The following is a 15,585-nucleotide window of genomic DNA, read 5'->3' on the forward strand; positions in this document are numbered from 1 at the left end:
TGATCTTTAAAATTCCTCGCATCGTCCCCATTTGGATAAAGAGCCAAAAGGGAAGCGCGAGGCGGTTCAGTCGTTCAAATGATGTCCACAGGATTGATTTGTCGCAATGATTGACACGATTCCGCTTGACGCTGAGTAAGGTTTTTGTAATTTTACAGGCAACCTTTTATTCACTAACAAATAGCTGGTGGAATATATGACTATCAAAGTAGGTATCAACGGTTTTGGCCGTATCGGCCGTATTGTTTTCCGTGCTGCTCAGGAACGTTCTGACATCGAGATCGTTGCAATCAACGACCTGTTAGACGCTGAATACATGGCTTACATGCTGAAGTACGACTCAACTCACGGTCGTTTTAACGGCACTGTAGAAGTCAAAGACGGCCATTTGGTTGTTAACGGCAAAACTATCCGTGTTACCGCAGAACGTGATCCAGCAAACCTGAAGTGGAACGAAGTCAACGTTGACGTAGTTGCTGAAGCAACTGGTCTGTTCCTGACTGACGAAACTGCTCGTAAGCACATCACTGCTGGCGCTAAAAAGGTTGTTCTGACTGGTCCTTCTAAAGACAGCACTCCTATGTTCGTTAAAGGTGCTAACTTCGAGAAATATGCTGGCCAGGATATCGTTTCTAACGCATCTTGCACCACTAACTGCCTGGCTCCACTGGCTAAAGTCATCAACGACAACTTCGGTATCGTTGAAGGCCTGATGACCACTGTTCACGCAACTACCGCTACTCAGAAAACTGTTGATGGCCCGTCTCACAAAGACTGGCGCGGCGGCCGCGGCGCAGCTCAGAACATCATCCCTTCTTCTACCGGTGCTGCTAAAGCTGTAGGCGTTGTACTGCCAGAGCTGAACGGTAAAATCACTGGTATGGCGTTCCGCGTTCCAACTCCAAACGTGTCTGTTGTTGACCTGACCGTTCGTCTGGAAAAAGCTGCGTCTTACGAAGAAATCAAGAAAGCAATCAAAGCGGCTGCTGAAGGCCCAATGAAAGGCGTTCTGGGTTATACCGAAGACGACGTTGTATCTACTGATTTCAACGGCGAAGTTTGCACTTCTGTGTTCGATGCTAAAGCTGGTATCGCACTGAACGACCACTTTGTGAAACTGGTTTCCTGGTACGACAACGAAACTGGCTACTCAAACAAAGTACTGGACCTGATTGCTCACATCTCTAAATAAGTTGAGATGAGCGATTAAAATCCTGAGAGGCGACCCATGCGGTCGCCTTTTTTTTCGCCTTTGATCGATAGGTTGAACAAATGATTAATAAAATTTTTGCCCTTCCGGTTATTGAACAAATTACCCCTTCCCTGTCTCGCCGCCAGATTGACGAGCTGGACGTTATCGTGGTTGACCATCCGCAAGTTCGTGGTTCTGTGACTTTGCAAGGCGCGCACCTGCTGTCCTGGAAACCAGCCGGTGAAGAAGAAGTGCTTTGGCTAAGTAACAACACGCCGTTCCAGAACGGTAAAGCGATTCGTGGTGGTGTACCTATCTGTTGGCCATGGTTTGGTCCGGCAGCTCAGCAAGACCTGCCAGCGCATGGTTTCGCACGTAACCTGCCATGGACTCTGAGTGCGCATAATGAAGATGAAAGCGGCGTCTCTTTGACCTTCGAATTACAGAGCAGCGATGCGACTCGTAAATTCTGGCCACATGACTTTACCCTGTATGCACGTTACAAGCTGGGTAAGACCTGCGAGATGGAACTGGAGGCACATGGCGAATTCGACGTTAATTCAGCACTGCACACCTACTTCAACGTGGGCGATATCGCCGCAGTGAAAGTCAGCGGGCTGGGCAACAAGTATATCGATAAAGTGTTGAATGCGACTGAAGGCCAATTGACCGACGGCGTGCAGACCTTCCCGGATCGCACTGACCGCGTTTATCTGGAACCAGAAGAGTGCAGCGTTATCCATGATGCCAGCCTGAATCGCACTATCGACGTCATCCATCACCATCACATCAATGTGGTTGGCTGGAACCCAGGCCCGGCACTGTCAGCTTCTATGGCAGACATGCCAGACGATGGTTACAAGACTTTTGTTTGTGTCGAGACGGCTTGCGCCAGCGCATCACAAAAAGCAACAGCGGATAAGCCTGCACGTTTAGCCGCGACACTGCGTGTATCAAAAAAAGCTTAAATCAGATCTATACCCAAAATAATTCGAGTTGCTTAAAGGCGGCAAAGCCGTAAACCCCCAGGAGCTTACTTGAGTAAGTGACTGGGGTGAGCGGGTGCAGCCAACGCATAAGCAGCTTGAAGTATGACGGGTATAAAGGCGTTTAGCGGCCCGGTGCCGTAAACGCCTTTTCCATTATTGCAACTCAGCGCCCAGAGCTATTTTTCTGTCTGGTGAACTGTTGTTCCGTCATCATCATTCCCCACTGGTCGCCCTGCCACTCTTTTAGCAGCTTAAATCCAAAAGATTCATACAGACGTCTGGCCGCATTCAGACCGCTGAACGTCCAGAGTTGCACGGCAGCAAATTCGCGCGCATCACTAAACGCCATAGCTTGGTTGAGCAACTTTCTGCCCACTCCCGTTCCACGGCAATTATCGTCAAGAATAAACCAGCGCAAATGGGCTTCATTATTTCCCAAATCCTGACCATCTATCGCGACAGAGCCAACAATCCTGCCATGGCTAACAGCCAACCAGATTTGATTGCACGGTTCATCCAGACGACCAGCAAATTCAGCCAGTCCGCTTGCCACTTTCCCCTCAAAGAAATGGCCAAAGTTATGATGCTTCGCGTAATACGTGCCGTGCATTTCGGCAATGCGTCCAATCATTCCTGGCACATAACCTGTGATAATTTCTATCGTTTCTGACGACGAAGACATATCGACATCCCGACAGTTTTCTAACGCGCGAGCATATGCAGACAACCCATGAGCCACTGTTTTCTGTTGCGCGGCATCCAGATTTTCCAGCGCTTTTATGACACGCATCGAACCGTATTCATTTATCTTCTTGACCGTTTCTGCTCCCTTGTCCGTCAGCTTGAGCAGTTTAACGCGCGCGTCATGGCGGGCCTGGACCTCTTGTAACTCACCTGCGGCAAGTAATCGGGTCAGCATCCGGCTGACGCTGGACTTTTCCAGCCCCAAGATTTGCACTAATTGTGCCGCGGTCAACGCGCCATGGTTCTCAATCTCCAACAAGCTATGCACTGCTGAAGGAGAATAGTTTGTTGCGGCAAGTGTGGAGTTCATAAATCCAAGCTCACGGACCATAAGTCGGGAAGCCGCTCGGATTTCGTCAATTAACTGGATTTGGGACATATGTCATCTGCATGCGCTAAATAATGGTTGTACAATACAACCATTATCATCAGGAGATTGTCAACGTTTACCCTATTGAAGGTCAGCTTAGACCGAGAATAAAAAAACCATGTTGGTGCAAATGCACCGGATATGCGCACTATTTTGGAGCAACAACAGAAAGGTAATCGGCCAGAATGAGAGTGGATTTAGCAGGAAGGGTATCTGATTATTTTTAAGAAAAGTGTCGATACAAGTCGACATCAAAACGGGGCGAAGATGCCCCGTTGAAGTGCACTGAATGCACCATCAGAAACTGTAGGTGATGCCTGTCATCAAAATACCCGTCCACTCTTTATCAATCATCGGGCTATTAGTGACTTCATTGGCCAGGTGAACATAGCGCCCCATACCGAAGACATTCCAGCTGTCTGTCAGCTTATAGTTAACAGACAACTCAACGTACGGCGACCAGCTGCTTTCAGGATCATAGGAATCTAAACCACTGCGCTGTGACTCGCTCTTACTAATGCCATAGTAATATTGGTTTTGGTTCTCGCTGCTCCACGTGATCCCAATGCCAGGGGTCATGGTCAGTCGATCGCTATTGTAGCGATACAACCATGCGGTATCCCAGGTTACGCCGTTGCTATTGCCCAGCGTGTCACCCGCCAGCACGGTACGTAAGAAACCATACTGCGTGTTATGCACGTAGGAAAGCCCCGCCATCAGAGTCGCATGGCGATTTTCTAACTGACGCATACTCTTTGAGTCACTGTCTTTCGCACGGAAAAAGATCGGTGAAAAGTAGGTAATAATGGAAAGCTTGTCAGCCTGGTCATTCCACAGGTAGTAACCTGCGGTTAACCCGCGCAGGTAAACACTCTCCCCTTCGTAACCTATCATCGGAACAGGGTACAAACGGTCTTGTTCGCCTTTGTACATGTTAGGTGTCACCAGAGCTGCTGCTCCTAACGACCAGGGACCATCCGCAGCCTGTGCTACAGAAAAAGTGGAAGCAATGAGTCCCCCCAATGCAATAATTTTGAAATTGCTCACAATCCATTAAATCCTTTAATCAAATAATTAGCCAGGAGAGTGTAACCCTCTTGCTTTCTTAGCCAAAATTTTTTACCAATTTGAAACATCAGAGCAACTGAACAACATCTCGCGAACAGATTTCATCTTCTTTTCAGTTTTATGAATCACATGTGATACCAACCACTTCCCTTTACAACAAAAGGAGATTTATTTGGATGAGTTATTGATATGTCATTGAAATTGGCTTGTGGCCGTATGCAAGTTTTGCAAATGCCATCTACGCTTTATTTTAGGAAGATGAAATACGCTGAACGCGGCAATGAAAATGCCACGATACCCTAAGACATTCGAGTGGTAGTCAACGCGCTTAAGACTTGAATGATGAGGGGTAAGAGAAGTTGGCATAAGGGTTGCTCGAGATTCAGGAGACGTCTTCCGGGAGCCTCCATTACTCATACGAACGGCTCTCTAACCTGTGCTAAATACGAAAGGACGGCATGCCATGAATATATTCGATCACTATCGCCAGCGTTATGAAGCTGCCAAGGACGAAGAGTTCACACTGCAGGAGTTTCTTGCAATCTGTAAGCAAGATCGCAGTGCCTATGCCAATGCGGCAGAACGGCTATTGATGGCCATTGGTGAGCCAGTGATGGTGGATACTGCCACAGAGCCACGGCTGTCCCGTCTCTTTTCGAATCGGGTGATTTCCCGTTACCCGGCATTTGAAGAGTTCTATGGCATGGAAGAAGCCATCGAACAAATTGTTGCCTATCTTAAACATGCGGCCCAAGGCCTGGAAGAGAAGAAACAGATTCTCTATTTGTTGGGGCCGGTAGGTGGCGGTAAGTCATCACTCGCTGAACGTCTGAAGGCGTTAATGCAGCGCGTGCCCATTTACACACTGAGTGCTAACGGCGAGCGCAGCCCGGTGAATGACCACCCGCTGTGCCTGTTTAATCCACAAGAAGATGCTTCTATTCTTGAGAAAGAGTACGGCGTCCCTACCCGCTATCTCGGCACGATTATGTCGCCGTGGGCGGCAAAACGTCTGCATGAGTTTGGCGGTGACATCACCAAATTCCGTGTAGTGAAAGTCTGGCCGTCAATTCTGGCGCAGATTGCGATTGCCAAAACTGAACCGGGTGATGAGAACAACCAGGATATCTCGGCACTGGTCGGTAAAGTGGATATTCGTAAACTGGAAAACCACGCGCAAAACGACCCGGATGCTTACGGCTATTCCGGTGCACTGTGCCGGTCAAACCAGGGCATCATGGAATTCGTTGAGATGTTCAAAGCGCCAATTAAAGTACTCCACCCGTTGCTGACCGCGACCCAGGAGGGGAACTATAACGGCACCGAAGGCATTTCCGCCCTGCCATTTAATGGCATTATCCTTGCGCACTCAAACGAATCTGAGTGGGTGACGTTCCGTAACAACAAAAACAACGAAGCGTTCCTTGACCGTGTTTACATTGTCAAAGTGCCTTATTGCCTGCGGATCTCCGAAGAGATCAAAATCTACCAAAAACTGCTCACGCACAGTGAATTGTTACATGCGCCATGTGCCCCAGGCACGCTGGAAACGCTTTCGCGCTTCTCAATCCTTTCTCGTTTGAAAGAGCCGGAAAACTCCAGCATTTACTCCAAAATGCGGGTGTACGACGGCGAAAGTCTGAAAGATACCGATCCGAAAGCGAAATCCTACCAGGAGTACCGCGATTACGCAGGCGTGGACGAAGGCATGAACGGGTTGTCGACACGTTTCGCGTTTAAAATCCTCTCTCGCGTGTTCAACTTTGACCACGCAGAAGTGGCCGCAAACCCGGTGCATTTGTTCTATGTTCTGGAACAACAGATCGAGCGCGAGCAGTTCCCGCAGGAGCTTGCCGAGAAGTATCTCGAACACCTGAAAGGCTACCTGATCCCGAAATACGCTGAATTTATCGGTAAAGAGATTCAGACGGCGTACCTCGAATCCTACTCAGAGTATGGGCAAAACATTTTCGACCGTTATGTTACCTACGCTGATTTCTGGATTCAGGATCAGGAATACCGCGACCCGGATACCGGCCAGTTGTTTGACCGTGAATCCCTGAATGCAGAGCTGGAAAAAATTGAAAAACCGGCAGGTATCAGCAACCCGAAAGATTTCCGTAACGAAATCGTCAACTTCGTGCTGCGTGCCCGCGCCCACAACAATGGTCGTAATCCTAACTGGACGAGCTACGAGAAGCTGCGCACGGTCATCGAGAAGAAAATGTTCTCAAACACCGAGGAGCTGCTGCCTGTTATTTCGTTCAATGCCAAAACTTCTACAGACGAGCAGAAAAAACACGATGACTTTGTCGATCGTATGATGGAGAAAGGCTATACCCGCAAACAAGTTCGCCTGCTGTGCGAATGGTATCTACGGGTACGTAAATCTTCATAACGGCTGAGTCAAAGATGGGGCCACGCATTGTGGCCCCCCTGCGCAGTTGGCAAAGAAGTTTGGGGGAATTATGGCCTATTTTATTGACAGGCGACTGAACGGCAAAAATAAAAGTGCGGTGAATCGCCAGCGCTTTTTGCGTCGTTATAAAGCACAGATTAAACAGTCGATTTCCGAGGCCATCAACAAGCGTTCGGTAACCGACGTGGATAGCGGTGAATCGGTCTCGATCCCAAGTGAAGATATTAGCGAGCCGATGTTTCATCAGGGTCGTGGCGGTCTGCGCCACCGTGTTCACCCGGGTAACGATCACTTCGTGCAGAATGACCGTATTGAACGCCCGCAGGGGAGTGGCGGGGGCTCCGGTGCTGGCCAGGGTCAGGCAAGCCAGGACGGCGAAGGCCAGGATGAATTCGTCTTTCAAATTTCAAAAGACGAATATCTCGACTTACTGTTTGAAGATCTGGCTTTGCCGAATCTGAAGAAGAATCAGCATCGCCAAATTACTGAATTTAAATCTCACCGTGCGGGTTATACCTCGAATGGCGTGCCCGCCAACATCAGCGTTGTTCGTTCGTTACAAAATTCACTGGCCCGTCGCACCGCGATGACCGCGGGTAAACGCCGTCAATTACATGAACTGGAAGACAGTCTTGAAATGGTGAGCAACAGCGAACCTGCGCAGTTGCTTGAAGAAGAACGCTTGCGCAGAGAGATTGCTGAACTGCGCGAGAAAATTGCCCGCGTACCGTTTATCGACACCTTCGATTTACGCTACAAAAATTACGAAAAACGCCCTGAACCTTCAAGCCAGGCGGTCATGTTCTGCTTAATGGACGTCTCCGGTTCGATGGACCAGGCGACCAAAGACATGGCTAAACGCTTTTATATCCTGCTCTATTTATTCCTGAGCCGGACCTATAAAAACGTGGAAGTGGTGTATATCCGCCACCACACACAGGCCAAGGAAGTCGATGAGCACGAGTTCTTTTACTCGCAGGAAACGGGGGGTACGATTGTTTCAAGCGCCCTGAAACTGATGGATGAAGTCGTTAAAGAGCGCTACGACCCGGCATTATGGAATATCTATGCCGCGCAGGCTTCTGATGGTGATAACTGGGCAGATGATTCACCGTTATGTCATGAATTGCTGTCGAAAAAATTGCTGCCGATGGTGCGTTACTATAGTTATATCGAAATTACGCGTCGCGCCCACCAGACTCTGTGGCGTGAATATGAGGATTTACAATCAACGTTTGAAAACTTCGCCATGCAGCATATTCGCGACCAGGATGATATCTATCCGGTGTTCCGCGAATTGTTCCAGAAGCAGTCTAGTAGTTCTTACAATTAATCTATAAAAATCAGTCAGATAATCTAATTATTCTGGCTGATTTTTTCTTAAATCAATCTCTAAAAGTTTCTTTTATTTACAGTGACTTGCAATTAGTTTTGGGGAACTAATTGGGTATGCCCATTCTCAATAACTCTGATTCTGCCGGCGGGTTCAACTCCCCCCAGCCCCACCACTTAGGATAGGACTGCGAAAGTAAAACATCTTGATAAACATTACGTTACAACTCAAGACAGGACGCTATCGAGACACAAACGGGACAAAAAAGGTGAGCGAGAAGCTGATGTTATGTCCGAAAAGACGTATCGAGTAGTATCGACTAGAAAATATTGAAACTCCCCTAGTAATTTAATGCATCCTTTACCAAGCAATGGTATTTACCAAAAGATATGCATGGCAGAACACGCCATGGCTATATGTGCATAAAATCATAGTGGTACTCTCTTGGCTTACGCTTCCAACTCAGTGGGCTTAAAACCGTAAACAAAACTGGAGAAAATTATCTTACGGTTTATATTCAATACAGATAAGTTTACGTCATTGACATATGGGAAAAACAATGAGCCGCGAAAAGATTGAACTGAAGTCCTTAAAAATTCTCAATGCAGTTTTGGAATGTAAAAGCGTGACCGCTGCAGCCGAAATGTTATCCGTATCTCCTTCTTCAATAACCTATGCTATCAATAAGCTTAGGGATATTACCACTAACCCAATTTTAACCCGCTCAAAGAGCGGCGTTGTACCCACCACTCTTGCTATTGACCTCAATTCCCGATACGTCAAGGCAATGTCTTTGATCAACGAAGGTTTAGATATTACCGATACGAATACTGATAGTGGTCACATTAAAGAAATAGTTATCAGCACCTATACCTTTTTTGAGTTTTGGCTTTCCATGTCATTACTGAGAAATGGTTCACTTAAAAAAGAAGGGGTTTCACTGACTTTCATTCCTCATCCTTTTACTGATGAAGAAAGGACAAATAATTTACGCAATCGTAAAGTGGACATCGATATAGGGACCGAGCTTCCCAAGGATAACTCGATAACTGTCTATAAGCTATTAAGCAGTAATACACAAGCAATGGTGAGCCAATCTCACCCCACAATAAAAAACCAACTAACGGTTGATGACTGGCATTCTAATGAGCACGTTCGTTGGACACGTGCAGATTATGGAATGACATCGATGGTAGGTGATGCAGTGACGTTGAATGATGTGCGTAACTATCGAAATATTTTAGTAAACACCTCATCATCACTCAATATGATGCTACTTTGCGCCAATAGCGACAATATTATGATTATCCCCCGTATGTTTTCCAGTTTTTTAAAAACAATCCTACCAGTAAATTTTTTCGATATTCCATTTGAAGTTGACATTCACTCAGATTACTATCTTCACTTCCACAACCAGTCTCTCAATGATATTAACATCAACCGAGTATTTAGCGAAATTAACAAGCTAGTTGGAAAGTAAACCATATCAAATAAAGGCAATGTGAAATAGCACATTGCTTTTTTGTGTTACATCGATGCTGACAACACCAGCATCAATACTCCCACCCGTCATTTAGAAAATCAATAAATAAAATTATTCCACTGATTATCAACACCCACCTACGGAATGCTAACATTATCATTTTCGCATTATATAAAGCAGCTCAATACTCACCAGAGCGCCTGGGTACGTTGAAACAATTTGAACTCCAGCACAGGTTGCATTTGATATTTTCACAATCATATTTCACTCGATTACCCAGGCATTTGCTCTGTCTAATCGCCACCATTTATTATCGATGCCATTGATATTAAATATATCCAACACTGCTGCGCCAATCCCATTCTTATCTAGATTCACACCTTCGACTTCACCATGATAACGTAAAACACCCAGGAAGGAAGAAGCTTAAAAACACCATGGTAACTTACTCAAAATTAATGCAGCCGCACTATTTTTTATACCAAGTAATATCTGAAAATATCACATATCAGATCGCTATTTCATTTTTCGCAACAAATATTTTGTAATATGTAAATTCTTGACTACAGTTTGAGATAAAACATAGTTCTACTGATTCAACAGAAGGATTAAAATGAAATTAAAACCTATCGCAAGAGGGCTGGCAATCGCTGGACTTCTGTCAACTGTCATACTGCCAACCTACGCAGAAGTTGCTCCTAAAGAGGCGACTCAGGCAACCCGCCAAGCAAACGATGCGCTCTACAGTCAGTTACCTTTTTCTGATAATACTGATTTTGCCAATGCGCATAAGGGGTTCATAGCACCTTTGCCTTCTGACATCATCAAAGGCGAGCAGGGAAATGTGGTCTGGGATCCACAGCAGTACGCTTTTATTAAAGAAGGTGAGAAAGCGCCAGATACAGTAAACCCAAGCCTGTGGCGTCAGTCCCAGCTCATCAACATCAGCGGTCTTTTCGAAGTCACAGACGGCGTTTACCAGATCCGTAACCTTGATTTATCCAATATGACCATCATTGAGGGTAAAGAAGGGATTACCGTCGTCGATCCGCTGGTTTCCGCTGAAACAGCAAAAGTTGGCATGGATTTGTACTTTAAAAACCGTGGCAACAAACCTGTCGTCGCCATCATTTATACCCACAGCCACGTTGACCATTACGGCGGCGTGCGTGGCGTTGTCGATGAAGCGGATGTGAAATCCGGTAAGGTAAAAGTGTATGCGCCTGCTGGCTTCATGGAAGCGGCCGTTGCTGAAAACATTATGGCCGGGAATGTCATGAGCCGCCGTGCCAGCTATATGTATGGCAACCTGCTGAAACCCGAAGCGACTGGGCAGGTTGGTGCTGGTTTAGGCACCACAACGTCTGCGGGTACCGTTACGCTGATTGCGCCAACGAATATCATCGAAAAAGATGGTCAAAAAGAGGTCATTGATGGCCTGACTTATGACTTTATGCTGGCACCTGGTTCTGAAGCCCCGTCTGAAATGCTCTGGTATATCGAAGAGAAAAAACTCATCGAAGCCGCAGAGGACGTGACCCATACCCTGCACAATACCTATTCGTTACGTGGTGCAAAAATTCGTGAACCGCTGCCATGGTCGAAATACATCAACGAAGCTATCGTTCGTTGGGGTGACAAAGCCGAAATTATTATGGCCCAGCACCACTGGCCAACCTGGGGTAACGATAATGTGGTTGGCCTGCTGAAGAGCCAGCGTGACCTGTATCGTTATATCAACGACCAGACCCTGCGTATGGCAAACGAAGGCCTGACTCGTGATGAAATTGCGGCAAACTTCAAGCTGCCGGATAGCCTTGCGAAAACCTGGGCTAACCGTGGTTACTACGGTTCAGTCAGCCATGACGTGAAAGCGACCTATGTGCTGTACCTTGGCTGGTACGATGGCAACCCGGCAACCCTCGACGAACTGCCACCAGAAGAAGCGGCGAAGAAATTTGTTGAGTACATGGGCGGTGCCGATGCGATTCTTCAGAAAGCGAAAACCGACTTTGATCAGGGTAATTACCGTTGGGTGGCGCAGGTTGTCAGTAAAGTTGTCTTCGCCGATCCGAATAACCAGAATGCACGTAACCTTGAAGCGGATGCGCTGGAACAGTTGGGTTATCAGGCAGAGTCTGGCCCATGGCGTAACTTCTACCTGACCGGTGCTCAGGAGTTGCGTAATGGCGTGGTGAAAGGCCCAACGCCGAATACGGCAAGCCCTGATACCGTTCGTGCCATGACGCCTGAAATGTTCTTTGATTACCTTGCCGTTCACATCAACGGTGAAAAAGCAGGTAATGCTAAAGCGGTGTTTAATATCGATTTGGGCAATGATGGCGGCAAGTACAAGCTGGAGCTGGAAAACGGTGTGCTGAACCACACCGCTAACGCCGAAGCGAAAGACGCCGACGCCACGATTACGCTGAACCGTGACACACTGAATAAGATCATCCTGAAAGAAGAAACGCTGAAACAGGCTGAAGATAAAGGTGATGTGAAGGTAACCGGTAACGGTGCGAAGATGGACGAAATGTTGGGCTTTATGGACAAGTTCGAGTTCTGGTTCAATATTGTGACACCATAAATAAACCCCCTGAGGCTTAAACACCTCAGGGGTATTTCCTTAGGTAATACCTTCTTGCCAGGATGTAAGCCCCATTGACCGGTTTGGCCACCGCATCATGCTCTTCTGCCAGCCGGTTCAGAAAGGCGGAGTCTGTCTCGTTTATCTGATCGGTGTGCGGGTAGGTAAAGCTGCTGAGGCGGGCGTCCATGCGTGGTGACAGGTTATGGCGTTGGGCGATAGTCTGGAAGATTTCGCCCAGCGTGGTGTTGTCCCACGAGGCTGAGCGCCGCTGCCGGAAGCCGGTTTTATCTTTCTTTTCAAACGGTGCTGCCGTTGCGGTGATGGTAATGATGCGGGGAAAAAGCTGTGGGGTATCCGACCTGAGCCTTTATCCCGGCACGTTTCATCAGTCGCCAGACTCTGTTCACTCCGCACTGTTGCCCGCTGTCCCGCAGATCCAGATGGATCTTGCGATAACCATAGACGCATCCCGATTCCAGCCAGAACTGTTTAATTTGTCCTGTCAGTCTCAGGTCTGCCTGATGGCGTTGTGAATGCGGCTGCTGAAGCCAGGCGTAAAAACCACTGGGATGAACATCCAGCACCCGACAGAGTAGACGAACAGGCCAGCAACAGGTGTTGTCACGGATAAAGGCGTACCTCAGTCGGACAGCTTTGCGAAGTACGCCGCGGCTTTTTTTAATATGTCCCGTTCGTCGGTAACTCGTTTCAGCTCTTTCTGGAGACGGCGGGTCTCGGCCTGAGCATCTGACTGTTCTTTATTAGTGGAAGAATCCGGACCGTACTTATTTATCCATGCATAAAGGCTGTGGGTAGTGATATCGAGACGTGTTGCAACGCTGGAAACAGAATGGCCACGATCAACAACCTGTTTGACTGCTTCGATTTTAAACTCTTCTGGATAACGCTTACCGCTCATGGGCACCTCTCTTTAAGTCATCTTAAATGACTCTGAGGTGTCTGTTAAACCCGTGGCGATTCACTTGTCCAATATTACGCTTGCTTTAAAACAGAGATAATTTTTTTTAATAATGGATCAGAAGCGTTTTTTTTATTTAAGTGCACAAGATTGGCTACTTTGCCTTCCGGGATAAAATCGCATTTAACTTCCCTTATTGGTAATGTTTCACTGAGCAGTGTGAAGTAAATTCTCGGAATAAACATTAGAAGATCTTGGCTGAGTATATTTAATACCATGGTTGTAGTCGATTCACTCGCTATGCTAGGATCAAGTGGGCGAATCATCCTCAATTGACTGAAATTATTATGTACAATCGTTGAGTTAAACCGGAAGTAATACCCAATGTAAGGTTCAGATGAAAACTGTTTACTCGTAATTGTCTCACCTATTGAACTATGGTTATCACGGCAAATCAATATATACTCCCAGTCAAATAAATGGTAAGAGACAATGTTTCTGTCTCCAGGAATAGTGAGCCCAATATCTAAATCAATCTCCTGAGTTCGTATTCGTTGGCTACGTTCTTCTGCACTAATTACCGCATATCTGAATTCAATATTGCACTCTGCAGGCACTATGCCATGACTGATCAAACGATTTGTAATCCATAGCTCAGTTAAGTTATCCGCTCTTATATATATTTTACGTTTGGCATGTATGGATGTGGAATTGATACTCAAAGTGTTAAGTATATCGTCATTGATAATCCTGAACCTTTCATAAAGATTAAGCGCTAGTGCCGTCGGCTTAACCCCATGAAGGCTGCGAATGAATAGAGGATCATTGTAGTGTTCTCGCAACTTTTTGACTGCATAGCTTACAGCTGATGGTGCGACATCCAATATTTCTGCAGCATTTGCCATACTTGTAGTTTCAACAATCGCAACAAGAAAGCGGATTAGATTGAAATCAAATTTATCAGTAGATAGTATGGTCATTCGTAGATACCAGAAGAAAGTGTTGTACTGGCAAGTGTAGCTCAATGGATTATTCATTGAATGAATTTCGTTTCATTTATTTATTCCATGAATATTTATGAGTTTCATTATGCCTGTACTCAGTGACAGTGAATGGGGTGGTAAACGTCAGGTCCTGCCATCGGCGTCGGTGAACAGTATCTGTCTGCTGAAAAGCGCACTGGATATTGGTTTTAATGATGATGGTAAACAGTTACTGCCTGCACCGGCCAGTATTGGGGAGAGGCTCGAGGGTCTGAACGCCCTAGGAGGTTTGAGGCCCATTCGTACGTTAAGAGGAAAACAGACGTCTGAAAAATTAGATTATTAGACATTAGTGTCCGTTAAATGCCATTTTTTGACTACAAAATCACCATTTCGATGGTATTTCTCAATGTCTATCATGTGATTACATATCTACTAGTTACTTCTCTAGCGTACGTTTCCGTTCCATTGTCCCTCAAACCCCTACGCCGCCGATATCGGGGTACTGATTAACCCGTTCGCCTCCGGAAAATCGAGGTTTGTACCCTGCCTCGAGCGTGATGACGCCTTTCGATAAAGATGACAGTTGCAGGCCCGCTCGCCTGGCCGTGCTCTCCGCCGACGCAGATAAAATGTCTGTATTATTCAACGGATCATAGGCATCACTGAATGCAATGCTGATGTCGGTGGCTTCGTTGCACTGAATTTGAACGGTAAAGTTTGATGCGGGGATCGGGCCTGAAGCCGCATTCAGTGTCGAGACGGAGATGGTTTGCAGTGGAAAGTTCATCATTGACTCCGCCGTGTTATAGGTGTCCTTGTGCGAGCGGATTGTTCCACTGAGCGTCGAACCCCAAGTTGTGCCACTTGGGGATTCAGAACATCTGCCTTGCCAGGAGAAGGCCATTCCATTACAAAGAGCGTGGCCTTCGTTCGATAATTAACTAGGCCATAATCTGGCTGATATGGCATTTTTATCACTTCCGCATTTCTGCCAGTCATACACAAACTTATTCTGTTGCGACTGATAAACACCTTTTTTGTAATAATTTCGGGTACAAGAAGAACTAGCTCCTGGAAGATTCGATCTGTGCCACATAGTCCAGCCTGTTTTTCTAAATGTACTGCCACTGTTATCGACTGGCACATTCATTGCCAAAGCGGTCCCAGCCGTACAAAAAAACAATACCACGGCCATTAATGAAATTGATGCTTTTATCATATGCAATGCTCCTTATGTTATAAAAAATAACTGCCATGTCTTTTTCTATATATCTCCACAGAGTTGCCGCGATTTTATCACAATCAACTTATGGCCAGGAATCGAATAAGAGGTCTGAGGTGGCAAGTAAAAACAGCATATTACGTTGCTTCGTTTTATTACGATCATTCCTTTAGATATGTTACCCCAGTCGATGTAAATAGCACTGAAAAAGCTTTTTTTAAAAACTGCATATCAGAGACTTGCGCCATCACCACAACCCAGACATCC

The 15,585-nt window shown here is 46.5% G+C and carries 12 protein-coding genes and 1 pseudogene; 6 read left to right on the forward strand and 7 right to left on the reverse strand.

The window, feature by feature from the left end:
* Window positions 1–196 precede the first annotated feature (196 nt).
* Both gapA and RHD99_RS14580 read left to right on the forward strand, forming a co-directional pair.
* The gene (gene gapA, locus RHD99_RS14575) at window positions 197–1,192 is read left to right on the forward strand and encodes a glyceraldehyde-3-phosphate dehydrogenase (protein WP_183271788.1); all 996 of its coding nucleotides are present in this window, start codon (window positions 197–199) and stop codon (window positions 1,190–1,192) included.
* A gap of 80 nt (window positions 1,193–1,272) precedes the next feature.
* Window positions 1,273–2,160 (forward strand): D-hexose-6-phosphate mutarotase, encoded by an 888-nt coding sequence (locus tag RHD99_RS14580; RefSeq protein WP_309874807.1) that lies wholly within the window; start codon window positions 1,273–1,275, stop codon window positions 2,158–2,160.
* Between the two features lie 184 nt (window positions 2,161–2,344).
* Here the strand turns inward: RHD99_RS14580 and RHD99_RS14585 are convergent, their stop codons facing one another.
* On the reverse strand, window positions 2,345–3,304 hold the full coding sequence (locus RHD99_RS14585; RefSeq protein ID WP_309874809.1) for a bifunctional helix-turn-helix transcriptional regulator/GNAT family N-acetyltransferase: 960 nt from the start codon (window positions 3,302–3,304) through the stop codon (window positions 2,345–2,347).
* 288 nt (window positions 3,305–3,592) lie between these two features.
* Window positions 3,593–4,342, reverse strand: coding sequence for a MipA/OmpV family protein (locus tag RHD99_RS14590; protein ID WP_183271791.1), 750 nt, complete (start codon window positions 4,340–4,342; stop codon window positions 3,593–3,595).
* Window positions 4,343–4,826: 484 nt separating this feature from the next.
* Here RHD99_RS14590 and yeaG point away from each other — a divergent pair, with 484 nt between their 5' ends.
* From yeaG to RHD99_RS14610, 4 genes are all read left to right on the forward strand, one after another.
* Entirely contained in the window at window positions 4,827–6,761 is a 1,935-nt protein-coding gene (yeaG, locus tag RHD99_RS14595; RefSeq protein ID WP_183271792.1) for a protein kinase YeaG, read from the forward strand.
* 70 nt (window positions 6,762–6,831) lie between these two features.
* The gene (locus RHD99_RS14600) at window positions 6,832–8,115 is read left to right on the forward strand and encodes a YeaH/YhbH family protein (protein ID WP_309874813.1); all 1,284 of its coding nucleotides are present in this window, start codon (window positions 6,832–6,834) and stop codon (window positions 8,113–8,115) included.
* A 559-nt stretch (window positions 8,116–8,674) separates the two neighbouring features.
* Window positions 8,675–9,595: a LysR family transcriptional regulator gene (locus tag RHD99_RS14605; protein WP_309874815.1), complete on the forward strand. Its 921-nt coding sequence runs from the start codon at window positions 8,675–8,677 to the stop codon at window positions 9,593–9,595.
* Between the two features lie 616 nt (window positions 9,596–10,211).
* Window positions 10,212–12,188, forward strand: a complete 1,977-nt coding sequence (locus tag RHD99_RS14610; protein WP_309874818.1) for an alkyl/aryl-sulfatase — start codon at window positions 10,212–10,214, stop codon at window positions 12,186–12,188.
* A gap of 25 nt (window positions 12,189–12,213) precedes the next feature.
* Here the strand turns inward: RHD99_RS14610 and RHD99_RS24020 are convergent, their stop codons facing one another.
* The 5 genes and pseudogenes from RHD99_RS24020 to RHD99_RS14630 all read right to left on the reverse strand — a co-directional run bounded on the left by RHD99_RS24020 (window position 12,214) and on the right by RHD99_RS14630 (window position 15,315).
* The gene (locus tag RHD99_RS24020; protein WP_374708490.1) at window positions 12,214–12,522 is read right to left on the reverse strand and encodes a contractile injection system protein, VgrG/Pvc8 family; all 309 of its coding nucleotides are present in this window, start codon (window positions 12,520–12,522) and stop codon (window positions 12,214–12,216) included.
* A gap of 19 nt (window positions 12,523–12,541) precedes the next feature.
* Window positions 12,542–13,110: pseudogene (locus tag RHD99_RS14615) on the reverse strand (IS3 family transposase); the annotation flags it as partial.
* A gap of 74 nt (window positions 13,111–13,184) precedes the next feature.
* Window positions 13,185–14,090 (reverse strand): LysR family transcriptional regulator, encoded by a 906-nt coding sequence (locus tag RHD99_RS14620; RefSeq protein ID WP_309874820.1) that lies wholly within the window; start codon window positions 14,088–14,090, stop codon window positions 13,185–13,187.
* Between the two features lie 478 nt (window positions 14,091–14,568).
* Entirely contained in the window at window positions 14,569–14,886 is a 318-nt protein-coding gene (locus RHD99_RS14625) for a fimbrial protein (protein ID WP_309874822.1), read from the reverse strand.
* A gap of 147 nt (window positions 14,887–15,033) precedes the next feature.
* Window positions 15,034–15,315 carry a hypothetical protein gene (locus RHD99_RS14630; RefSeq protein ID WP_309874824.1) on the reverse strand — a complete coding sequence of 94 codons (282 nt, stop codon included), beginning with the start codon at window positions 15,313–15,315 and terminating at the stop codon, window positions 15,034–15,036.
* Window positions 15,316–15,585: the final 270 nt, after the last annotated feature.

This window comes from Buttiauxella selenatireducens (assembly GCF_031432975.1).
In the GTDB taxonomy this organism is placed as follows: Bacteria; Pseudomonadota; Gammaproteobacteria; order Enterobacterales; family Enterobacteriaceae; genus Buttiauxella; species Buttiauxella selenatireducens.